The sequence below is a fragment of the Pseudomonas aylmerensis genome, assembly GCF_001702265.1.
GTDB classification, from domain to species: domain Bacteria; phylum Pseudomonadota; class Gammaproteobacteria; order Pseudomonadales; family Pseudomonadaceae; genus Aquipseudomonas; species Aquipseudomonas aylmerensis.
The window spans coordinates 66,542-85,960 of record NZ_MAUE01000028.1 but is presented as its reverse complement, the minus strand read 5'-3'; the positions used below and the strand labels follow the sequence as shown (position 1 = coordinate 85,960).

The 19,419-nt window shown below is 60.9% G+C and carries 19 protein-coding genes; 4 read left to right on the top strand and 15 right to left on the bottom strand.

Going from position 1 to position 19,419, the window contains the following annotated elements:
- Positions 1–42: 42 nt before the first annotated feature.
- The gene (locus tag BBG20_RS19980; protein ID WP_065906316.1) at positions 43–2,169 is read left to right on the top strand and encodes a TonB-dependent receptor; all 2,127 of its coding nucleotides are present in this window, start codon (positions 43–45) and stop codon (positions 2,167–2,169) included.
- A 599-nt stretch (positions 2,170–2,768) separates the two neighbouring features.
- On the opposite strand, the gene BBG20_RS19975 is transcribed toward BBG20_RS19980, so the two are convergent.
- Positions 2,769–3,785, bottom strand: a complete 1,017-nt coding sequence (locus BBG20_RS19975; protein ID WP_065906315.1) for an ABC transporter substrate-binding protein — start codon at positions 3,783–3,785, stop codon at positions 2,769–2,771.
- 133 nt (positions 3,786–3,918) lie between these two features.
- Positions 3,919–4,368, bottom strand: coding sequence for a hypothetical protein (locus BBG20_RS19970; RefSeq protein WP_065906313.1), 450 nt, complete (start codon positions 4,366–4,368; stop codon positions 3,919–3,921).
- A gap of 418 nt (positions 4,369–4,786) precedes the next feature.
- Here BBG20_RS19970 and BBG20_RS31965 point away from each other — a divergent pair, with 418 nt between their 5' ends.
- From BBG20_RS31965 to BBG20_RS19960, 3 genes are all read left to right on the top strand, one after another.
- Positions 4,787–5,059 carry a hypothetical protein gene (locus BBG20_RS31965; RefSeq protein WP_083221447.1) on the top strand — a complete coding sequence of 91 codons (273 nt, stop codon included), beginning with the start codon at positions 4,787–4,789 and terminating at the stop codon, positions 5,057–5,059.
- Positions 5,060–5,171: 112 nt separating this feature from the next.
- Positions 5,172–5,402 (top strand): hypothetical protein, encoded by a 231-nt coding sequence (locus BBG20_RS19965; protein WP_034104424.1) that lies wholly within the window; start codon positions 5,172–5,174, stop codon positions 5,400–5,402.
- A gap of 69 nt (positions 5,403–5,471) precedes the next feature.
- Complete coding sequence (locus tag BBG20_RS19960) at positions 5,472–5,708, top strand: DUF2789 domain-containing protein (RefSeq protein WP_065906311.1); 237 nt, start codon at positions 5,472–5,474, stop codon at positions 5,706–5,708.
- Between the two features lie 7 nt (positions 5,709–5,715).
- Here the strand turns inward: BBG20_RS19960 and BBG20_RS19955 are convergent, their stop codons facing one another.
- From BBG20_RS19955 to iolE, 13 genes are all read right to left on the bottom strand, one after another.
- Positions 5,716–5,919 (bottom strand): hypothetical protein, encoded by a 204-nt coding sequence (locus tag BBG20_RS19955; RefSeq protein ID WP_065906309.1) that lies wholly within the window; start codon positions 5,917–5,919, stop codon positions 5,716–5,718.
- 115 nt (positions 5,920–6,034) lie between these two features.
- Positions 6,035–7,267, bottom strand: a complete 1,233-nt coding sequence (locus BBG20_RS19950) for a methyl-accepting chemotaxis protein (protein WP_404940347.1) — start codon at positions 7,265–7,267, stop codon at positions 6,035–6,037.
- Positions 7,268–7,812: 545 nt separating this feature from the next.
- Positions 7,813–8,217: a TraR/DksA family transcriptional regulator gene (locus BBG20_RS19945; RefSeq protein WP_010564800.1), complete on the bottom strand. Its 405-nt coding sequence runs from the start codon at positions 8,215–8,217 to the stop codon at positions 7,813–7,815.
- 338 nt (positions 8,218–8,555) lie between these two features.
- Positions 8,556–9,578 carry an ABC transporter permease gene (locus BBG20_RS19940; RefSeq protein ID WP_065906306.1) on the bottom strand — a complete coding sequence of 341 codons (1,023 nt, stop codon included), beginning with the start codon at positions 9,576–9,578 and terminating at the stop codon, positions 8,556–8,558.
- A gap of 59 nt (positions 9,579–9,637) precedes the next feature.
- Positions 9,638–11,191 (bottom strand): sugar ABC transporter ATP-binding protein, encoded by a 1,554-nt coding sequence (locus BBG20_RS19935; protein ID WP_065906305.1) that lies wholly within the window; start codon positions 11,189–11,191, stop codon positions 9,638–9,640.
- Positions 11,192–11,256: 65 nt separating this feature from the next.
- A complete protein-coding gene (locus BBG20_RS19930) occupies positions 11,257–12,186 on the bottom strand; it encodes a sugar ABC transporter substrate-binding protein (protein WP_065906304.1) in 930 nt (309 codons plus the stop codon).
- 48 nt (positions 12,187–12,234) lie between these two features.
- Positions 12,235–12,414 carry a hypothetical protein gene (locus tag BBG20_RS31960; RefSeq protein WP_083221446.1) on the bottom strand — a complete coding sequence of 60 codons (180 nt, stop codon included), beginning with the start codon at positions 12,412–12,414 and terminating at the stop codon, positions 12,235–12,237.
- Between the two features lie 128 nt (positions 12,415–12,542).
- Complete coding sequence (locus BBG20_RS19925; RefSeq protein ID WP_065906303.1) at positions 12,543–13,571, bottom strand: Gfo/Idh/MocA family protein; 1,029 nt, start codon at positions 13,569–13,571, stop codon at positions 12,543–12,545.
- A gap of 136 nt (positions 13,572–13,707) precedes the next feature.
- Entirely contained in the window at positions 13,708–14,718 is a 1,011-nt protein-coding gene (locus BBG20_RS19920; protein ID WP_065906293.1) for a Gfo/Idh/MocA family protein, read from the bottom strand.
- 19 nt (positions 14,719–14,737) lie between these two features.
- Complete coding sequence (gene iolD / locus BBG20_RS19915; protein WP_065906291.1) at positions 14,738–16,669, bottom strand: 3D-(3,5/4)-trihydroxycyclohexane-1,2-dione acylhydrolase (decyclizing); 1,932 nt, start codon at positions 16,667–16,669, stop codon at positions 14,738–14,740.
- A gap of 148 nt (positions 16,670–16,817) precedes the next feature.
- A complete protein-coding gene (locus BBG20_RS19910) occupies positions 16,818–17,639 on the bottom strand; it encodes a TIM barrel protein (RefSeq protein WP_065906290.1) in 822 nt (273 codons plus the stop codon).
- Between the two features lie 25 nt (positions 17,640–17,664).
- Complete coding sequence (gene iolB, locus BBG20_RS19905) at positions 17,665–18,453, bottom strand: 5-deoxy-glucuronate isomerase (protein WP_065906288.1); 789 nt, start codon at positions 18,451–18,453, stop codon at positions 17,665–17,667.
- Complete coding sequence (gene iolE / locus BBG20_RS19900) at positions 18,450–19,343, bottom strand: myo-inosose-2 dehydratase (protein WP_065906286.1); 894 nt, start codon at positions 19,341–19,343, stop codon at positions 18,450–18,452. The genes iolB and iolE overlap by 4 nt, the downstream gene beginning before the upstream one ends.
- Between the last annotated feature and the right edge of the window lie 76 nt (positions 19,344–19,419).

Below are 19,419 nucleotides of genomic sequence, written 5' to 3'. Positions count from 1 at the left end.
CGGCCGTGCGTTGTTTTCGAGCCAAGTTTTTCAGGATTGAACATGAAACATTTACCTCTGTTGGCGGGCCTTTTCGGCTGTCTGCCTGTCTGCACCTGGGCCATTGAACTGGCGCCTACCACCGTTGATGGCGAACAAACCGCCGAGCCCGGCCTGGCCCTGGACCAATCCAGCGGCGTCGCTTCGCGGCTGGGCTTGAGCGTGCGGGAAACCCCGGCGTCGGTGGCGATTGCCAATCGCAACGATATCGAGCGCCATGGGGCGAAGACCTTCCGCGATGCGGCCAACACCCTGCCCGGCGTCAACGCCAGCGCGCCGCCGGGGTTTGGCGGGTTTGTGTCGTATCGTGGCTTCACCAGCAACCAGATCACCCAGATGTTCAATGGCATCAACGTCGCCACGGGCCTGGCCCGACCGGTGGATGCCTGGATTTATGACCGGGTGGAATTGGTCGGCGGCCCCTCCTCCCTGATCAACGGCGCCGGCTCCGTGGGGGGGTCGCTCAACTACGTGACCAAGTTGGCCACCCGCGAGGAACAGGCCGCCGAGGCCCAACTGACCTACGGCAGCTACGACACCGTCGGCATGGCCTTGGGGGTCAACCACGCGCTCACCGACCCTGGCGCCGACGTCCAGCACTACGCGCGCCTGGATGTGAGCCGCAATACCAACCACAGCTACATCGATCGCGACCAGCGCGACGCCTGGAGCCTGGCGTTTTCCCTGCTCAGTGATCTCACTCCCAACCTTTCGCATACGCTGGCCCTGGAATATCAGGATGAACACGAGGACAGCCCCTATTGGGGCACACCGGTGCTCAACCCCAAGGCCGGCGAGCTGAAGATCGACAAGCACAACCGTTTCAACAACTACAACGTCGCCGATGGCCGTTACGAGCAACGCACGATCTGGGCGCGCTCGATCATCGACTACCGTATCAACGACAGCACCACCCTGAAGAACACGCTCTACCACCTGGACAGTCAGCGCGATTACCGCAACCTGGAAACCTACCAGTACAACGCCGACAACAGCGCGGTGAACCGCTCTACTGCCTATCAGGTGCGTCATCAGGGTGAACAGCACGGCAACCAGTTCGAACTGCGCCACGAAGACAGCCTCTTCGGCTTGTCGACCACCTGGTCCGGCGGCTTTGAGTACAAGGTCAACAGCACCACCAACACTCCGCTGAATGTGTCGGGCAACAGCACGGTGGATCCGAACAATTTCGATCCAGGGCACTTCTACGACATCCCGCGCACCCGGGAAAGCTTCGGCAAGGACAAGACCAGCGAAGTCACCACCAAGGCGCTGTTCGTGGAGAATCGCCTGGGTCTGACTGACAAATTGTCGCTGCTGACCGGTCTGCGTTATGACGCCATCGACCTGGATGTCACCAACCACCGCGCGGTGACCGCCAGCAACCCAAGGCATTTCACCCGCAGCTGGGAGCCGGTGACCGGCCGTGTGGGCTTGACGTACCAGTTCATCCCCTCGGCCAATGTCTATGTGCAATACAGCACCGCTGCCGAGCAACCGAGTACCACCACGCAAGTGTTCGATGTATCGACGGGCAAACAGTGGGAAGTGGGCAGCAAGTTCGATTATCTGGACGGCCGGGGCTCGGCCACCGTGGCGGCCTACACAATCGAGCGCAAGGATTTTGCGGTTACCGATCCGCAAGACCCCACCAGCAGCATTCCGGTCGGCGCGCAGTCGTCCAGAGGCATCGAACTGGCCAGCTCCTTGCGCATCACGCCAAGGCTGCTGGCAGAAGGCAACTTCGCCTGGGTAGATGCCGAGTACGACGAGTTCAACGAGAAAATCGCCAGCGGCGCGGTGGTCTCGCGCAAGGGCAATACGCCCACCAACGTGCCCAAGCGCGTGGGTAATGTGTGGCTGACGTATGATTTTGCCGAGGATTGGCAAGGCGGCGTGGATGCACGGTACGTGGCGCAGGTGTACGCGGATAACGCCAATACCCAGACAGTGCCGGCTTACACGCTGTTCGGGACGTTCCTGCGCTACAAGGTCGACGCACACACCTCGATCACCGGTCGCGTGCGTAACCTGACGAATGAAGTCTATGCCGAGTTTGCCCATGTCTCCCCGGCGTACTACCTGGGCGCCCCGCGCACGTTTGAGCTGGCAGTACAGACCAAGTTCTAGCCTTGGAATACACCCCAAATGTGGGAGCGGGCTTGTGATTCGGGGCGCGGCAGCGGCATTTGAGTGGTCGGATCAACCCGGTTCCAACCTTGGAATACCTGCAAAATGTGGGAGCTGGCTTGCCTGCGAAGGCGGTGGGTCAGCCACTACCTTCAGCGACTGGCACACCGCTTTCGCGGGCAAGCCCGCTCCCACAGTTTTGATCGTTGTTTGGGCTTGGGGCTAACGGTGCTGCACCGACATTTTCACCGACGGCACAAGCCGGTTCCAACCTTGGAATACATCCCAAATGTGGGAGCGGGCTTGCTCGCGAAGGCGGTGGACCAGTTAGCATATTCATCAACTGACACACCGCTTTCGCGAGCAAGCCCGCTCCCACAGTTTTGATCGTTGTTCGGGCTTGGGAGTCGCGGTGCTGCACTGGCATTTGAGTTGCAGGTACAACCCGGTTCCAACCTTGAAATACATTGCAAAATGTGGGAGCTGGCTTGCCTGCGAAGACGGTGGGTCAGCCACTACCTTCAGCGCCTGACACACCCCCTTCGCAAGCAACCCCGCTCCCACATTGTCGATCATTCTCCGGACTTGATGCCCAAGGTCTACTTGAGGCTAGCCTCGACCTTCTGTGCCACATCCTCGGGCAGCCACGCCTTCCACACTTCCGGGTGTTCCTTGAGGAACACCTGCGCAACTTCTCGAGGCGCGGTGTGATTTTCGCTCATGGTTGCCAGGGCTTTGTTCAGCGGGTCAATCGGGAACTCGACCTTCTCGAAAAAGCTGGCAATCTGCGGATGTTCCTTCTGGAATGGCGTGGACACGCCGATACTCAATTTGGAAGCCAGCGAGCGAGTCGGTTTGGGATCAGGGTTGTCCGCATCCGTCAGCGTCTTCCACGCCTCGGCGTCAAACGGTGGCTCTTCCAACTGGATCAGCTTGTAGCGCCCCATCAACGGCGTCGGTGACCAGTAGTAAAACAGCACCGGTTTGCCACGCCGAATAGACGAGGCAATCTCGGCATCCAGCGCTGCGCCGGAGCCGCTGCGGAAGTTCACATAGCTGTCATCCAGGCCGTAGGCCTTGAGTTTCTGCTTGTTGACCACTTCCGAGGTCCAGCCGATGGGGCTGTTGAGAAAGCGTCCCTTGCCCGGGGATTCCGGGTCCTTGAACACGTCCTTGTATTGCGCCAGGTCCTTCACGCTCTTGAGGCCCGGCGCCAGCGGCTTGATGCCCTTGGCCGGGTCGCCCTTGACCACGTATTCCGGCACCCACCAGCCTTCGGTGGCTCCTTTGACCGTATCTCCCAGACCCACCACTTTACCTTCGGCCTCGGCCTTGACCCACACCGGGCTCCGGCCGGCCCACTCTTCGCCGATGACCTGGATATCATTCTTGGCCAGCGCGGTTTCCAGGGTGATGGTCGTGCCGGGCAAGGTGTCGGTAGGCAAGTCGTAGCCCTTTTCGACAATTACCCGCAGTACTTCGGTAATCAGGCTGCCGCTTTCCCAGTTCAGGTCGGCGAAATGTATCGGCGCCTCGGCTGCGGATACCGGCAACGCCGCCACGGACAGGCCGAGGGTCGTCAGGGATGCAGCCAACAACGTTTTCAATCCTTTCATGCCTTCGCACCTCGCGATAATGCAGCAACCAGCGGGCGGCTTTGCTGACTATGCGCGAAGCCTCTGAATAGTTAAGTCAACTCAACTGTAGTAGAGGTTCCGGGAGACAACGGATGTTCGTGGTATGGGCGGATTACTCGCTGGCCTTGAAGGTCACCAGTTCACCCTTGCGCCACTTGGCGGCCTTGCCGGTCACGGCCTTCAGGGTTTTGGTCAAGCCTTCCTGCAGTTGCTCATTCGCGGCAAACACCAGCATCACGCTGTGGCCTTCCTTGAAGACGATGCCCTGGCCGTCGGCCGAAGACACAAAGGCATAGTCGCCCAGGCCATACACCGTCAACTTGATGTCGCGAAACTTCAACTCAAACTTGCCGCCTTCACGACTGGGCAATACTGCCGCGCGGAAATGATCACCCACTTTGAGTTCCAGGCGGGGTTTGTCATCCACCACCATCGCCGCTTCGGTATCGATTTCGGCGATGTAGATGCCTTCCGGCGTCTGTTCAGTGATGTAGACAAAACGGGATTGAAACTGCTTGACCAACTTTGCGCGCAAATCACCCAGCACAAATAACGCGTGCATATCCAGATTACTGACTGCCAAGGAAACGCCCCCACATCGAAAAGAGCGCTGTCCGCCAGAGCGGGCAGCACAAAAAAACGGCCATCACGGCGCGTGCATACAACACATTCACATTGAAAAAACTGAAGAAGATCCCGCTGTCGCGCCATAAGACTAGTACAGACGTACGCGATGGACCTTGTGCAAGGTCATCAGGCACCACAGGAGATCACAGGTTCCACGGTCCGAGAATACGGACCGACCAACTTCAGAAGATAACCCAGTTAAAAATGCAGTTTTCCGACACCCAACACAAAAATACATACCTGGCATGGAACCGCGCGCCAGCTGCCGACGACAATACTAAAACAGCTGCACCGATCAAAACTACTCAAAACGCTGCAGATGGGTCAACCGAATTGATCGAAAGGAACAGTCCATGCAACGACCAACCTACGACACTCTGTCCTCGAACACTCGTTCATCATGCCAGGACGAGGCGCAATACTACCGCTTGCGCGGCTACGACGGGTACTCGGATTCAGTTCTTTACCAAGTGGTACCGGCCGGCCGCAACTTCTTTCATATCCGAGAAGTGCTCAGCGGTCGAATCCGAGGCTTTCGCAGTAACCATATCAAGGCGTGCGAACTGGCCAAAGAGCTCGAGGCCGTCCTGCATCAGCCGCATGGAGGCATCGTTTCGTCACCTTGATGACTTTACTGCGCCGCCGACCCGCAACAACTGCCATACTGGCCCGTCCACTGAACTTTGTCCCTCCGGGCCAGGTTTCACCAGTGCAGTTATCTCCAAGGGAAGGCTATACGTGACGGAATTTGATATCGGCGAATTTTTCATCCATGGCGATGCACGAGAGGTAGACGGTGAGTTTCAAGCGGTGATCGTGATGCGGGCCAAGCCACCGCTGACCACTGTCACCACCCACCAGGTGGAAAAAGACCGCTGGTTCAAAACCGTGGACGCCGCCGCCATTGCTGCCAAGGACGCCGCCAAGGCGCTCAAGAGCGCAGTCGATGCCGGTGCGCTCAACTCCTGAGCAACAAATTCGAACTCCGCCGCGCCACGAACCTCCCATGCATAACGACCACCCTGCATGGAGAACGATATGGACGCGCCAATCCCAACACTTGAAACCCTGTTTGATCAACTGGGCCTGGACTCATCCCCAGAAGCCATCGATACGTTCATTGCCAGCAACCCGTTGCCCGAGGACGTGAAACTGATCGATGCTCCCTTCTGGACGCCCCAGCAAGCGGCATTCCTGAAGGAAGAGCTGCGCGATGACGCCGAATGGGCGATCGCGGTGGATGAGCTGAATCAACGCCTGCATCAACCTCACTAAGCGCAGATCAATGCAGGCTGTCGGACTGCTCCAGGCGCAACAGCGCCTGCCAGGCCGCCCTGCATTCCTCGGCTTCATCACGGCTGGCGAACGCCGTGCCGCGCTGCTCACCGTTGAGCAATACGACCCAGCAGGCTTTCTGACCCAGTGCCCGCAGGGTCGGCGGTACGCCACTGCCAATCATCACGGCGACATCGACTTTGGTTTGCATGGAGTTTCTCCGCAACATTAGTTAGCTGGCTAACAATGTTGGCCATGCTACGGTTTTCTTCCAGTAGGAAAAAGCTATCCCCGGAATAGCTCCCTTGCATAAACCGCAATAATCCTCAACGCCCGCCCTTCACGCCCTCGGGTTTATAACCCAGGCGCAAGCCGCCCCAATGCCGGCCCTTGACCATGATCGGCACCGACAGGTCATGCATCAGCTCACCGGTATCGCGGGTGTAAGTCTGCAGCAAGACCGCCTGCTGATGGCTGCCGCAGCGAATCCCGGTGCGGTCCTCGAATTTGCGCTTGGTGCGATTCTGCACCGCATCCACTTGGACATCGCCGGTCAGCGCCTGGGAAAACGCCTTGTTGTGCGTCGGCACATAGCCTTGCGGCGTACACGCAATGGCGAATACCAGGCCTTCATGACTTGGCAGCAACGCCTCCTGGATTGCCGGCAACACTTGGTCGGTGTAGCCATCGAAACGGCTGTGGTACTTGCTTGGCTGGGTGTTGGGAATCAGCGTGTAGCTGCGGTCGAACAGGTCATCCAGGCTGATACGGTTCTGCTGCACATCAGCCTCGAATTGCGCGGCAATCCGGCTGGCGCCTTCGCGCGCCAGGTCGTAGATGCGCTGGTGATAGTCATCCAGCCCGACTTCCGCCAGGCGTTCGCTGATGGTTTCGGCCTGGCCTTCCATCTGCACGGCAGCCTCGGCCAGTTGACGGGTTTGCTGGTCGCTCACGGCCAGGTCGCTGCGCATCTGTTCCACGGCATGGAACAGGCTGTCGAGCTGGGTGCGGTTGGTGTCGGTGCCCTGGGCGATTTCATTGACCTGGCCTTCGACACTGGCGGCCAGGCTGGCAATGGTGTGCAAGTGCTCGCCAGCATGCTCCACCTGCTCGACGCCGGTGTGCAAATCCGCCGACAGCTGGCGAATCTGTTCTACCACCTGGGCCGTGCGTTGCTGGATATCGGCCACCATCACCCCGACCTCATCAGTCGCCGTCGCCGTGCGACCGGCGAGCCCGCGCACTTCATCGGCCACAACCGCGAACCCGCGCCCATGTTCACCGGCCCGCGCGGCTTCGATGGCCGCGTTGAGCGCCAGCAGGTTGGTCTGGCTGGCGATGGACTGAATCACCAGGGTCACCCGCTGGATTTCCTCGCTGCGCTGGCTCAAGGCTTCGATCAGCTCGCGGCTGGCATTCGCGCGCTGGCTGAGCTGGTGCATGCGGGTGATCGACTCGGCCAATACTTCCCGGCCTTCAGTGCTGCGTTGATGGGCCTGGCTGGCCGCCCCGAGGGCTTCGCGGCTGAGTTGCGAAGTGAGCTGTTCGGTGCCGATCATCACTTCGGCACTGCTGACAATCTGCTTGGCCGCGCCCAGTTGCGACTGCAGGCGCGCCGCCAGTTGCTTGACCGAATAGGCCACGCCGGCTGCGGAGAGTGCGTTATGGCTGGTGGTGTAGGACAGGTCGCGCGTCAGCTCGCCCATTGCATCGATGGCGTCGGCCGTTGCCACCTGGGGTGTACGTTTTTTCAGGCTCGGCAGCCAGATCACCAGCAGCGCCAATGCCAGGCAGAGGTAGATCGGCAGGCTGGCGAACGTCAGGCCCAGCAGTACCAGCACCAGGGCGGCGCTCTGCAAAAGTGGCGTCAGCCAGCCGGGCAACCCGCGCACCACCGTGTGGGGTGGCACTGCTGCGCCCATCAGAGATCCGTCTCCAGCCATCTTCGTTACCCCACTGCTTGTCGTTATTGTCGCTGCATTAAACGCCACTATCGGGCCATTATCCATGGGCCTTTAGTGGGGTGGCTTGCAGCAGATCAATAGACGGGGTGTAACGGGTCTTTCTCCGGGGAACCGCGCAGGCGATCCCCCGCTTCAACGCATCAGGCTTGGCGCTGGTGCTTGTCGATCTGCTCGTGGCGCTCTTGCGCTTCGATGCAGTACTTGGTGGTCGGGCTGATCAGCAGGCGCTTGAGGCCGATAGGCTCGCCGCTGTCATCACACCAGCCGAAGGAATCTTCCTTGATGCGTTCCAGGGCACGCTCAAGCTGCGGCAGCATGCGCTGGTCGCGGTCAATGGCGTTTACCAGCCAGGTACGCTCTTCTTCTACAGAAGCGGCGTCAGCCGGGTCGGCCGGGGTGTCCAGGCTTTCAATGGCGATACGGTTCTGTTCAATGCGCTCGTGGTGTTCCACTTTCATGTCTTGCAGCAGCTGCTCGAAAAAAGCGTGCTGTTCGGCATTCATGTAGTCATCCGCCGGCATGGCCAGCAACTTTTCCTTTGTCATTGATTTCTCTATAAAAAATACGTGCATTAAGGCGAATAAGGGAGCGTTCCGGAAGGCCTGTGCAGGTCTCGGAAAGGCGCCGTCCATTTCAAGCGCCACCCGGCACTCAATTTACGAGGGGCGGCAGTCTAAGGCCGACTTGAGGGCTCAGCAACTGAAATGACAGGCATTTTTTCCGATATAACCCCAAAAGGCACCAGGACGGGCTTGGCGAATGGTTATCGGAGTGCGTTTATAGCAGGAAATTTCATAAAGCAGCTATAAGCCGCAAGCTACAAGCGACAAGCTGTAAGGCTCATTCAACTGGCAGCGTGCGACTTATCGCTGGTAAGCGCCGTTCAGCGTTTGAGTTTGCGCTTGTTGCGGTACTGGTCGATCACCACCGCGACCACGATGATCAGGCCCTTGATGATGTCCTGGATGTACGCGTCCACCCCGACAAAGGTAAACCCGCTGGCCATCACCCCGAGGATCAGCGCGCCGATCACGGTGCCGGTGATGCGCCCTACCCCGCCCGCCAGGCTGGTGCCGCCGATCACCGCGGCGGCGATCGCATCCAGCTCATAGGACATGCCCATGCCGGCCTGGCCGGTGGCGGCGCGCGCCGAGGCGACCACGCCAGCCAGGCCTGCGAGCAACCCGGCAATGCTGTAGACGATGATCAGGTGGCGCTTGACGTTGATCCCCGAGGTGCGCGCCGCCTGCATGTTGCCGCCGATGGCGTAGGTGTACTTGCCGTACTTGGTGTAGCGCAGGGCGATATGGAAAATCACTGCCACCACCAGGAAGATAATCACCGGCATCGCCCCGTGACCAATGGCCGTGTACGAATCCGAGAGCATGCTCACCGGCTGGCCTTCGGTGTAGTAACGCGCCAGGCCACGGGCCGAGACCATCATGCCGAGGGTGGCAATAAAGGGCGGGATACCGGTGACGGCAATGATACTGCCGTTGATCGCACCCGCCAGCAGCCCCACGCCCAGGCCCATTGCCACCGGAATCCACACCGGCAAATCGGTTAGCGAAGGGAACACCGCGCGGGAAAAGTCGGAAGTCTGCGCCAAACTGGCGGCAATCATCGCCGACAGCGCCAGCACCGAGCCCGAGGACAAGTCGATCCCCGTGGTGATGATCACCTGGGTCACGCCAATCGCGAGCAGACCGATGATCGATACCTGCAGGATCATCAGCACCAGGCGCTGGGAGTTCATCAGGAAGCTTTGGTCACGCACGATCCAGCCGAACAGTTCAAACACCAGGCCGATACCAATCAGCACCAGGAAGATGCTCAGTTCGGTCGGCAGCCGCCGACGATGCTTGGTCGGGACCGTCGCAGGCTTGTTATCTGTTATCGCGTTCATCACCCATCACCTTCTTATTCTGTGGCACGGGCCAACCGCAGGCCCGCGCTGGCTATGCTTCAGTGGACCGCCGTCATACCGGAGGCCAGCTGCATGACTTTTTCCTGGGTCGCCTCGGCGCGGTCCAGGGTGCCCATCAGTTCACCTTCGTGCATCACCATCACACGGTCGCTCATGCCCAGCACTTCAGGCAGCTCGGAGGAAATCATGATCACCGCCATGCCTTCGCTGGCGAGGAAAGAGATCAAGCGATAAATCTCGGCCTTGGCACCCACGTCGATGCCGCGGGTCGGCTCGTCGAGGATCAACAGCCGTGGGTTGGTCATCAGCCAGCGCGCCAGCAAGGCTTTCTGCTGGTTGCCGCCCGACAGCGTGTCGATGCACTGCTCCAGGGACGGCGTCTTCACCCGCAGCTTCTTGCACATGTCTTCGCACAGTGCACGCAGGGCTTTCTGCTGGATAAAACCGTTGCCCGAATAATGTGGCAGCACGGCCATTTCCATGTTCTCCAGCACCGACAGGCACGGGAACAGGCCACTGAGCTTGCGGTCCTCGGTCAACAGCGCGAAGCCTTTTTCGATGGCCATGTGCGGGTCGCTGATGCGCACCGGCTTGCCGTCGAGTTCAATCTGCCCGCCGTCGCTTGGGGTGATGCCGAAAATGGTTTCCGCCACATTGGTGCGGCCCGAGCCCATCAGCCCGGCGATGCCGAGAATCTCGCCGGCATGCAAGTCGAAGGACACGTCCTTGAACACGCCATCCAGGCGCAGGTCGCGCACCGACAGCAGCAGCTCGCCGATGGGCGTCTCGCGCACCGGGAACAGCTGGCTCAGCTCGCGCCCCACCATCATCGAGATCAGGCTGTCGCTGTTCATGCTGTCGGCGCGTTGCAGGCCGATGTACTGGCCGTCGCGGAACACCGCGACTTCATCGGCGATGGCGAACACTTCATTCATTTTATGCGTGATGTAGACGATGCCTTTGCCCTGCGACTTGAGGTCGGCAATGATCGAAAACAGGTGGGCCACTTCCTTTTCGGTAATGGCTGAAGTCGGCTCATCCATGATCAGGATGTCGGAGTCATAGGACACGGCCTTGGCAATCTCGACCATCTGCCGTTCGGCGATGCTCAGGTTGCCCACCTGTTCCTCAGGGTCCAGGTTGATGCGCAGACGCGCCAGCAACTCGGCGGTGCAGCGGTGCATTTCGCGGTGGTTGACCATGTGCAGGCTGTTGAGCTGCTCGCGGCCGATCCAGATATTTTCGGCGATGCTCATGTGCGGCATCAGGTTGAGTTCCTGGTGGATCATCGCGATCCCCGCCTTCTGCGCCGCCAGCGGTGTTTCAAACACGATCGGCTTGCCACGCAGGCGGATTTCCCCGGCGTCGGGCTGGTAGATGCCGGCGATGATCTTCATCAACGTCGACTTGCCCGCACCGTTCTCGCCCATCAGCGCCAGCACCGAACCTGGGCGGACGCGCAATTGCACATCGGCCAGGGCCACGACGCCGGGAAAGCCTTTGCTGATATTGAGGATTTCCAGCAGGTAGGGTTCTTCCGGCAGCAGGGGCTGGAGACCGGGCGGCTGCACGACAGTGGCTTGAGCAAGCATAGGGAGGTACTCCATCTGCAGGGCGGCCAACGCCGCCCTGCCGGCTTATTGTTGTTATGTCAGGGCTACTTGAAGTCTTTGACGTTGTCCGGGGTGATCAGCTGGAACGGGATCACCACGTTCTGCTCGATCGGCTCGTTCCTGGCCATCTTGCGCGCCGTCTCCACCGACTTGTCCGCCTGGCCCTTGGCATCCTGGAAGGCCGACACGGTCATGTCACCCTTGGTGATCGCATTCAAACCGTCCGGCGTGCCGTCGACACCGGCGATCAACACGCCCTTCTTACCTGCCGACTTCAAGGCCATGGCGGCGCCGATCGCCATCTCATCGTTGTTCGACAGCACCGCCTGGAAGTCGCGACCCTGGGTCAGCCAGTCGTTGACCAGGGTCATGCCCTTGTCACGCAGCCAGATCCCGGTCTGCTCCTGTTCGACCTTGATGCCTGGGTACTTGGTCAGGACCTCCTTCACGCCCTTGGTACGGTTGGTGGTGGAGTTGTTCGCCAGGTCACCCAGCAGGATCACAATGTTGCCCTTGCCGCCGAGTTTTTCCGCGATGTACTGCATCTGCAGCTTGCCAGCCTCGACGTCGTCGGAGGTCACTGCCGCGACACCTGGGGCCAACGTTGGGCTGTCAGGGCGGCGGTTGACGAACACCAGCGGGATTTTCGCCGCCGTGGCGGCCTTGATGATGTTGCCGGTCGAGGCGGTGTCGACCGGGTTGACGATGATCGCGTCGACTTTCTGGCTGATAAAGTTCTCGACCTGGCTCAATTGCTTGACCACGTCGGCACGGGCGTCTTCGAATTGCAGCTGCACGCCGTCACCCTTGGGGTAGGACTTGGCTTGCTTGTCCATGTCCTCGCGCAGGTACGTCAGGAAGGTGTCATCGAACGCCGACATGCTCACGCCCACCTTGATATCGGCAGCGCTGGCGAAACCACTGGCGAGCAGCATGGACAAGGCCAGCGCGGTATAACGGATCGGGGTCTTCATGAACGGTCTGTCTCCACTTTCTTGTTGGTTTTTTGGACGTTGCGTTTATCAGAGCGAGGATGACGGCAATCGAACGATCGGTGCACCCGGAATGCAGCAGACCAGCGCGCCTTTGTTCTCGACGCACAGCACATTCAGGAAGGAAAAGTAAAACGGCCGGGCGCGGGGCAGGCCGCGTGGCGTGTGGGCAGGGCGTAAAACTCGCAGTACAGCGTTGAAGATTTTCATCTGACGGTACCTGGTTGTTTTTGATCTTGTTTTTGTCGAGTCGTCCGAAGCGGGTTCGAGACGTACTTTATGCAACCTGCAAAAGACTTTATTGGAAAATAATTTCCATATCAACCTGTTTTAGAATTTTATTCTATTTTTGTTGAAACCACCTGCTGGCGCTCGGCGCTCAGGCGTGCAGCGTCCAATATACGGGTGGTTTCCAACGCGTCATAGGCATCCACCGGCAATGGCCCCTGCCCTTGCACGGCGGCTTGCAACTGGCGATAGAACTGGGTCCAGCAGCCCTTCTCCGAGGGCACGCGCTCGCGCTCCTCACCCTGCTCGAACCAGCCCCAGCGCCGATGCTCCTCGGCGCCCCAGTGCTCGCCTTCGGTCTTCGGCGATTTGCCCGCCATCAGCGCTTCTTCCTGGCCGTCCAGGCCTTCGACGGTGTAGCAGCCCAACGTCCCGCTGACGCGAAAGCGCGGGGCCTGGCTGTTTTGCAGGGCGTTGCCCCACAGGTGTGAAACCACGCCATTGGCATGGGTCAGGGACACGAAGAAACCGTGATCGAGGCTGGGATATTCCGGGCTGAACTGCAATTGCGCGAAGACCCGGTCCACCGGACCGAACAACTGCAAGGCCTGGTCCACCAGATGGCTGCCGAGGTCGCGCAGCCAGCCGCCCCCGCTGGCGTTGCCGACTGCCTGCGGGCTGTAGCGTTCGACGCGGGATTCGAAGCGGGTGATCGCGCCCAGGGCGCCGGCGTCGATCAGCTTGCGCAAGGTCAGGTAGTCCGAGTCCCAACGCCGGTTCTGATAGACGCTGAGCAGCACGCCCTGGCGCTCGGCGGCGGTGATCAGCGCCTGGGCCTGTTCGGCATTGCTGGCAAAGGGTTTGTCGCTGACCACCGCGACACCGTGCTCGATGGCTTCGAGCACCAGCGCCGGGCGCCCTTTGAGAGTGGTGGAAATCACCAGCGCGTCGACACCGGCTTCGACGATCTGGCCGATGCTGTCGAAGGCCTTCACACCTGGATGGTCAGTGCTCAATTGCTGGCGGCGCTCGGGTGAGCGCGTCACCACGCCGACAAAGGTGGCGCCTGGCAGCGTGGCAATCAGCGGCGCATGAAAGAAGCGCCCTCCGTGGCCGTAGCCGACTAGTCCGATTCGCATGATCAACTCCTTGATTGAAGTGCAAACCCAATCAACTGTGGGAGGGGGCTTGCTCCCGATGGCGGAGTGTCAGTCAACCAGTTGTTATCTGACCCACCGCTATCGAGGGCAAGCCCCCTCCCACATTGACCGAGTGTTAGCCGTAGAACGCAGGGCGATCCGGCAGGCTGACCTTCACAATCTGCTCACTGCCCTGGGCCTCGATACACGCATCCGCCGCCACGGCGGCAGCAAAACCATCCCACGCCGACGGCCCGCCGACATGCCCCGCCCGCACGCTGTCGATAAAGGCCTGCAACTCGACGTCATACGCGCCGATAAACCGGTCCTTCCAATCCATCAGAATCGCATTCGACAGCTTGGCGCCACTGCGCAGTTGCACCTGGGACGGCTCCGGCAATTTGGCGATGCCGGTCTCCCCCACCACTTCACACTGGATGTCGTAGCCGTACTGGCAGTTCACAAACACTTCGACGTCGATGCGCGTGCCCTTGACCGTCTCCAGCAACACGATCTGCGGGTCGCGCAGGTGGGCCAGGGCCTTGCTGGTCTTGCGTGGGAATACCACTTGGACCGACACGTAGTCGTCGTTGAGCAACCAGCGCAACACATCCAGCTCATGGATCAAGGTGTCGGTAATCGCCATGTCGGTCTTGTAGTTCTCGCCCACCGTCGGGTTGCGGTGCGCGCAATGCAGCATCAACGGCTCGCCGATCTGGCCGCTGTCGATCACGGCTTTAAGGGCGCGGTAGCCTTCGTCATACGGGCGCATGAAGCCGACTTGCACCAGGCGTTTGCCGTAGGCGACTTCGGCATCGACGATCTTGCGGCAGCCTTCGGCAGTCACCGCCAGCGGTTTTTCGCAGAACACCGGCTTGCCGGCGGCGATGGCGGCGAGCACAAACGCTTCGTGGCTCGGGCCCCAGGAGGTCACCAGCACCGCCTCGACCTGCGGCGAGTTGATCAACGCAAGGCCGTCGGGATAAACCTCGGCGGTAAGCTTCAGGTCCGCGACCACCTTGGCGGCCTGCTCCAGGTTGATGTCGGTCACCGCCACTACCTGGCTATTGAGCAGGGTCTGGCTGCAACGGCGAATATGGTCGCGGCCAATGGCGCCGGTACCGATCACTCCAAGCTTCAAAGACATGCAAACACTCCTCTTGTTATTAGTACTGCCGGGCCTTCGCCAGGTGTTCATTGAGTTTTTTCGCCGCCGCGTTCGTGCGTTCGCTGGTCGACACCTGCGCCACGCCGACGCGCCACCACGACAGGTAGCCGTGGACCATCGTCTTGGGCAGGACCTTGATATCGATCAGTGTCGACACGCTTTGCGTGCGGGCATCGGCCAGGGCCGCTTCCAGTTGTTCGACGCTGCTGACCTTGTAGGTCTTGCAGCCATAGGCCGCCGCGCTCATGGCGAAATCCACCGGCACCAGGCCGCCATCGAGCTTGCCGCTCTCGGGGTTGCGGTAGCGGAATTCGGTGCCGAAGCTGTCCATGCCATTGCCGATCTGCAGGTTGTTGATGCACCCGAACGCCATGTTGTCGAGCAGCACCACATTGATCTTGCGCCGCTCCTGAATCGAGGTGGCCAACTCCGAGTGCAGCATCATGTAGGAGCCATCGCCGACCAGCGCATACACCTCCTTGCTCGGCTCGGCCAGTTTCACCCCCAGGGCTGCGTTGATCTCGTAGCCCATGCACGAGTAGCCGTATTCGACGTGATAGGTGTTCACACCCTTGCTGCGCCAGGCGCGCTGCAGGTCACCGGGCAGGCTGCCGGCGGCGGCGACGATGATTGCGTCGTCGGCCAGGTGCTGGTTGAGCACGCCGAGCACGCGGCTCTGGGTCAGGCATGAGCCGGTCAGCTCGATAAACTCGCGCAGCACGGCGCGGTCCAGGTGGTCATCCACTTCGGGCACGAAGTCGTCGCCCTGGTATTCGACCTGGTGCACACGCTCGACTTCGGCGTCCAGCTGGGCCTTGGCGTCGCGTACCTGCTCGCCCCAGCCGGAACGGTAATCACCGAGGGCCTGGGCCAGGGCTTCGAGGCCGACCTTGGCGTCGGCCAGCACTTGCACGCCGTCGAGTTTTACCGCGTCGCAGGGGCTGATATTGAGGTTGAGAAACTTCACGTCGGCGTGCTTGAAAAGCGACTTCGACGAGGTGGTGAAGTCGGTGTAACGGGTGCCGATACCGATGATCAGGTCCGCCTCGGGAGCCAGCAGGTTGGCGGCCAGGCAGCCGGTTTCACCGATGCCGCCGACGTTCAGCGGATGGCTGGAGACCACCGCGCTCTTGCCGGCCTGGGTTTCGGCGAAGGGAATGTCAAAGCGTTCGGCAAACGCCTGCAGCGCGGCATTCGCGCCGGAATACTTGACCCCGCCCCCGCAGATGATCAGCGGTTTGCGTTTGCCCCGGAAAGCCGCCAGCGCATCGCCGATCATCGCCGTGGTCGCCGGACGGCGGTCGATACGGTGCACGCGTTTTTGCAGGAAATAATCCGGATAATCCCAGGCTTCAGCCTGCACATCCTGCGGCAAGGCCAGGGTTACCGCGCCGGTTTCCGCCGGGTCGGTGAGCACGCGCATGGCATGGATCGCCGCGGTCATCAGCTGCTCGGGGCGGTTGATGCGGTCCCAGTATTTGCTCACCGAACGGAAGGCATCGTTGGTGCTGATGCTCAGGTCGTGGAATTGCTCGATCTGTTGCAGCACCGGGTCGGGCTGGCGGCTGGCGTAGACATCGCCGGGCAACAGCAGCAGCGGGATGCGGTTGGCCGTGGCGGTCGCGGCGGCGGTCAGCATGTTTGCCGCGCCCGGCCCGACGGACGCGGTGCACGCGTAGATCTTGCGGCGCAGGTGCTGCTTGGCAAACCCGATGGCGGCGTGGGCCATGCCCTGCTCGTTGCGGCCCTGGTGCACCACCAGGTCACCGCTGTCCTGCTCCAGCGCCTGGCCGAGGCCCAGCACATTGCCGTGGCCGAAAATCGTGAAAACGCCGGCCACGAACTTGCTCTGTACGCCATCGACTTCGATGTATTGATTATCCAGAAACTTCACCAGGGCCTGGGCCATGGTCAATCGTGTTGTACTCATGTTCGCACCTTGTGTGAATGCAAATCTGTCGATCAACAGTGATCCAGTGTGGGAGCGGGCTTGCTCGTGAATGCGGTGTGCCAGATACACAATCCTTGACTGATACACCGCCTTCGCGAGCAAACCCGCTCCCACCGTTCGGTCCGCGTCAGGTCCGGGTGCCTTGCAAGTGCGCGATGCTCGCGCCCAGCGCCTGTTGGATATCCGCCAATGCATGCACGCTTTCGGCAAACGGCTCGAACGACAGGTAGCCGCTGTAACCGCTGCTGAGCAAGGTGTCGATCTGCGCCGCATTGCCGAGGATGTCGCCCTCGCCCACCAGCACGCGGTGGCCGTCACGGATCGAATTCAGCGGGGCCTCGGCATCCTCCACCCCGGAGATATGCACCAGGCCGGTCAACTGCGGGAAGAATTCCTGCTCGCTCGCCAGGTGATGGTGAAAGGTGTCGTGCACCAGGCGGAATACATCCAGCCCGCCGATGGACTGGATCGCGTCCACCGCCACGCGTTTGCGGCGCAGCGCACACTCTTCAAAACCTAGCGGCTCGATAAAACCGAGGATGCCGTACTCACGCAGGATCGGCGCCAGTTCGCTCAATGCGGTGCGCAACCCGGCAGCGCGCTGGGCCTCGTTGCGGCTATCGCCGCGCTCATTCAATGGGCACATTACCAGGCCCTGGGCGCCGCATTCGCGGGCATAGGTGGCGAGCGTGATCGCCTGGGCGCGGCGCTCATCGTTCCACACATCAAAGGGGTACAGCGCGTTGATCGACAGCACGGTGATACCCTGCACTGCGCAGAGTTCACGCACGCGACTGGCCGGGGTGCCGTATTCGATGTCGTGGCCCTTGAGGTCGTTGCGGATCTCGATGGCATCGCACTTGAGGGACGCCGCCAACTGGATGAAATCCGGCAGGGACAGGTTGGGCGCAACCATGCGATTGAGGGCAAAACGTAGAGGCGACTTCATTATTGTTGTTCTCCGCTCAAACCGATTAGAGATCCAGCAGCCAGCTGTGCTGCGGGTCGTTATGGAAATGCCAGGCGCGCTTGGGGCCGGCCATCACGTTCAGGTAATAGGATTCATAGCCGTACGGCACGCTGACCGGGTGATACCCCTTGGGCACCACCACCAGGTCGCTGTTTTCCACGGCCATGGCCTGGTCGATGCTGCGATCGTCGGTGTACACGCGCTGGAACACGAAGCCCTGGGGCGGGTTGATCTGGTGGTAATAGGTTTCTTCCAGGAAGCTCTGGTGCGGCAGGTCGTCGGTGTCGTGCTTGTGCGGCGGGTAGCTCGACGAGTGCCCGGACGGCGTGCGCACTTCCACCACCAGCAGCGAATGGGCCGGCTCGCTGTCGGGCAGGATGTCGCACACATAGCGAGTATTGGCAGCCTTGCCGCGCACGCTGCGCTTGCAGTCTTCAGGCCGGATCAGGCGCGGGGTGTAGCCGCTGGCACCCGGCGCGGCGCACACCGCAATCTGCACATCGCTCAAGGCGGTGACCTGGGCGTCGGTGCCCGGCGGCAGGTAGGCGGCGAACGGGGACTTGTCTTCGAACACCGACTGGCGATCGCCGAGGTTCTGCCAGCTGAAGCCCTCGCCTTCGATGTTCACCCGCCCGCTGAGCAGCACCAGGCACAACTCCTGGTCGCCGGCGGTGACCGGCAGGGTTTCGCCCAGGCTCAGGCGGTAGGCGGCAAAGCCCACGTACTCCAGGCGGCCCTCTTCCAGGGCAACCATGGTTTGTCCGCGTTTACTGCTTTTGACCAGCAAGCTCATGGTGCAGTCCTCTCGCTCAGAAGTGCGCGCAAGGTGTCGTAACCCTTTTTCGCATAGATATAGCTGGGCGCCACGGCCGGGTCCTGCTCGGCCTCCACCACCAGCCAGCCCTCGTACTTCGCGGCCAGCAGCTCATCGAGCAACGGCGCGAAGTTGATATCACCGTCGCCGGGCACAGTGAAGGTGCCGTTGACGATGCAGTCGGGGAAGCTCCACATCTGGTTGCGTGCCAGTTGCACCACGGGTTTGCGCACATCCTTGAAGTGCACGTGGCAGACGCGGTCGATGTGCTTGCGCAGCACCTCGAGGGGTTCGCCGCCGCCCATGTAGCAGTGCCCCGAATCGAACAACAGGCCGACTTCCGGGCCGGTGCGCTGCATCAATTGGTCGATGTCTTCCGGGGACTCGACGTAGGCGCCCATATGATGGTGGTAGGCCAGGCGCACGCCTTGGGACAGGGTAAAGCGTGCCAGCTCGGTGAGTTTGTCGGCATAGTCCTGCCAGGCCTGCTCGCTGTGAAAACGCGGGCGTTCGATCAGGCGGATGCGTGAGCCCTGGATCGAGTCGGCGACTTCACCGTACACCAGCACCTTGGCGCCATTGAGTTTGAGCAACTCGACATGCCCGGCGATGGCTTCGATTTCCTCGGCCACCGAGCGGCGGGCCAGGCGGCTGGAGTACCAGCCGGAGACCAGCGCCAGGTCGTAGGGGCGTAGCACATCGCCGACGCCCTTGGCATCCTTTGGGAATTTGCCGTTGAGTTCAAAACCTTCGTAGCCGATGTCCTTGCCTTCGCTCAGGGTGGTGCTCAGGGGCGTTTCTCCGCCCAGGGCCGGCAGGTCGTCGTTACTCCAGGAGATCGGGTTGATGCCAATTCGGATTGCGGGCATGGCTGCACCTTTATTATTTTCAGGTATCACTGAGATCTGCTTAATGTGGGAGCTGGCTTGCCTGCGATACAGGCAA

Excerpts from the sequence above, each read along its gene's own strand:
- iolD (WP_065906291.1), bottom strand. The coding sequence starts at position 16,669 with ATGAGTACAACACGATTGACCATGGCCCAGGCCCTGGTGAAGTTTCTG.
- iolE (WP_065906286.1), bottom strand. The coding sequence starts at position 19,343 with ATGCCCGCAATCCGAATTGGCATCAACCCGATCTCCTGGAGTAACGAC.
- BBG20_RS19940 (WP_065906306.1), bottom strand. The coding sequence starts at position 9,578 with ATGAACGCGATAACAGATAACAAGCCTGCGACGGTCCCGACCAAGCAT.
- BBG20_RS31965 (WP_083221447.1), top strand. The coding sequence starts at position 4,787 with ATGCAACGACCAACCTACGACACTCTGTCCTCGAACACTCGTTCATCA.
- BBG20_RS19960 (WP_065906311.1), top strand. The coding sequence starts at position 5,472 with ATGGACGCGCCAATCCCAACACTTGAAACCCTGTTTGATCAACTGGGC.
- BBG20_RS19910 (WP_065906290.1), bottom strand. The coding sequence starts at position 17,639 with ATGAAGTCGCCTCTACGTTTTGCCCTCAATCGCATGGTTGCGCCCAAC.
- BBG20_RS31960 (WP_083221446.1), bottom strand. The coding sequence starts at position 12,414 with ATGAAAATCTTCAACGCTGTACTGCGAGTTTTACGCCCTGCCCACACG.
- BBG20_RS19920 (WP_065906293.1), bottom strand. The coding sequence starts at position 14,718 with ATGTCTTTGAAGCTTGGAGTGATCGGTACCGGCGCCATTGGCCGCGAC.
- BBG20_RS19930 (WP_065906304.1), bottom strand. The coding sequence starts at position 12,186 with ATGAAGACCCCGATCCGTTATACCGCGCTGGCCTTGTCCATGCTGCTC.
- BBG20_RS19925 (WP_065906303.1), bottom strand. The coding sequence starts at position 13,571 with ATGCGAATCGGACTAGTCGGCTACGGCCACGGAGGGCGCTTCTTTCAT.
- BBG20_RS19975 (WP_065906315.1), bottom strand. The coding sequence starts at position 3,785 with ATGAAAGGATTGAAAACGTTGTTGGCTGCATCCCTGACGACCCTCGGC.
- BBG20_RS19950 (WP_404940347.1), bottom strand. The coding sequence starts at position 7,267 with ATGATCGGCACCGAACAGCTCACTTCGCAACTCAGCCGCGAAGCCCTC.
- BBG20_RS19970 (WP_065906313.1), bottom strand. The coding sequence starts at position 4,368 with ATGCACGCGTTATTTGTGCTGGGTGATTTGCGCGCAAAGTTGGTCAAG.
- BBG20_RS19980 (WP_065906316.1), top strand. The coding sequence starts at position 43 with ATGAAACATTTACCTCTGTTGGCGGGCCTTTTCGGCTGTCTGCCTGTC.
- BBG20_RS19935 (WP_065906305.1), bottom strand. The coding sequence starts at position 11,191 with ATGCTTGCTCAAGCCACTGTCGTGCAGCCGCCCGGTCTCCAGCCCCTG.
- iolB (WP_065906288.1), bottom strand. The coding sequence starts at position 18,453 with ATGAGCTTGCTGGTCAAAAGCAGTAAACGCGGACAAACCATGGTTGCC.
- BBG20_RS19945 (WP_010564800.1), bottom strand. The coding sequence starts at position 8,217 with ATGACAAAGGAAAAGTTGCTGGCCATGCCGGCGGATGACTACATGAAT.
- BBG20_RS19955 (WP_065906309.1), bottom strand. The coding sequence starts at position 5,919 with ATGCAAACCAAAGTCGATGTCGCCGTGATGATTGGCAGTGGCGTACCG.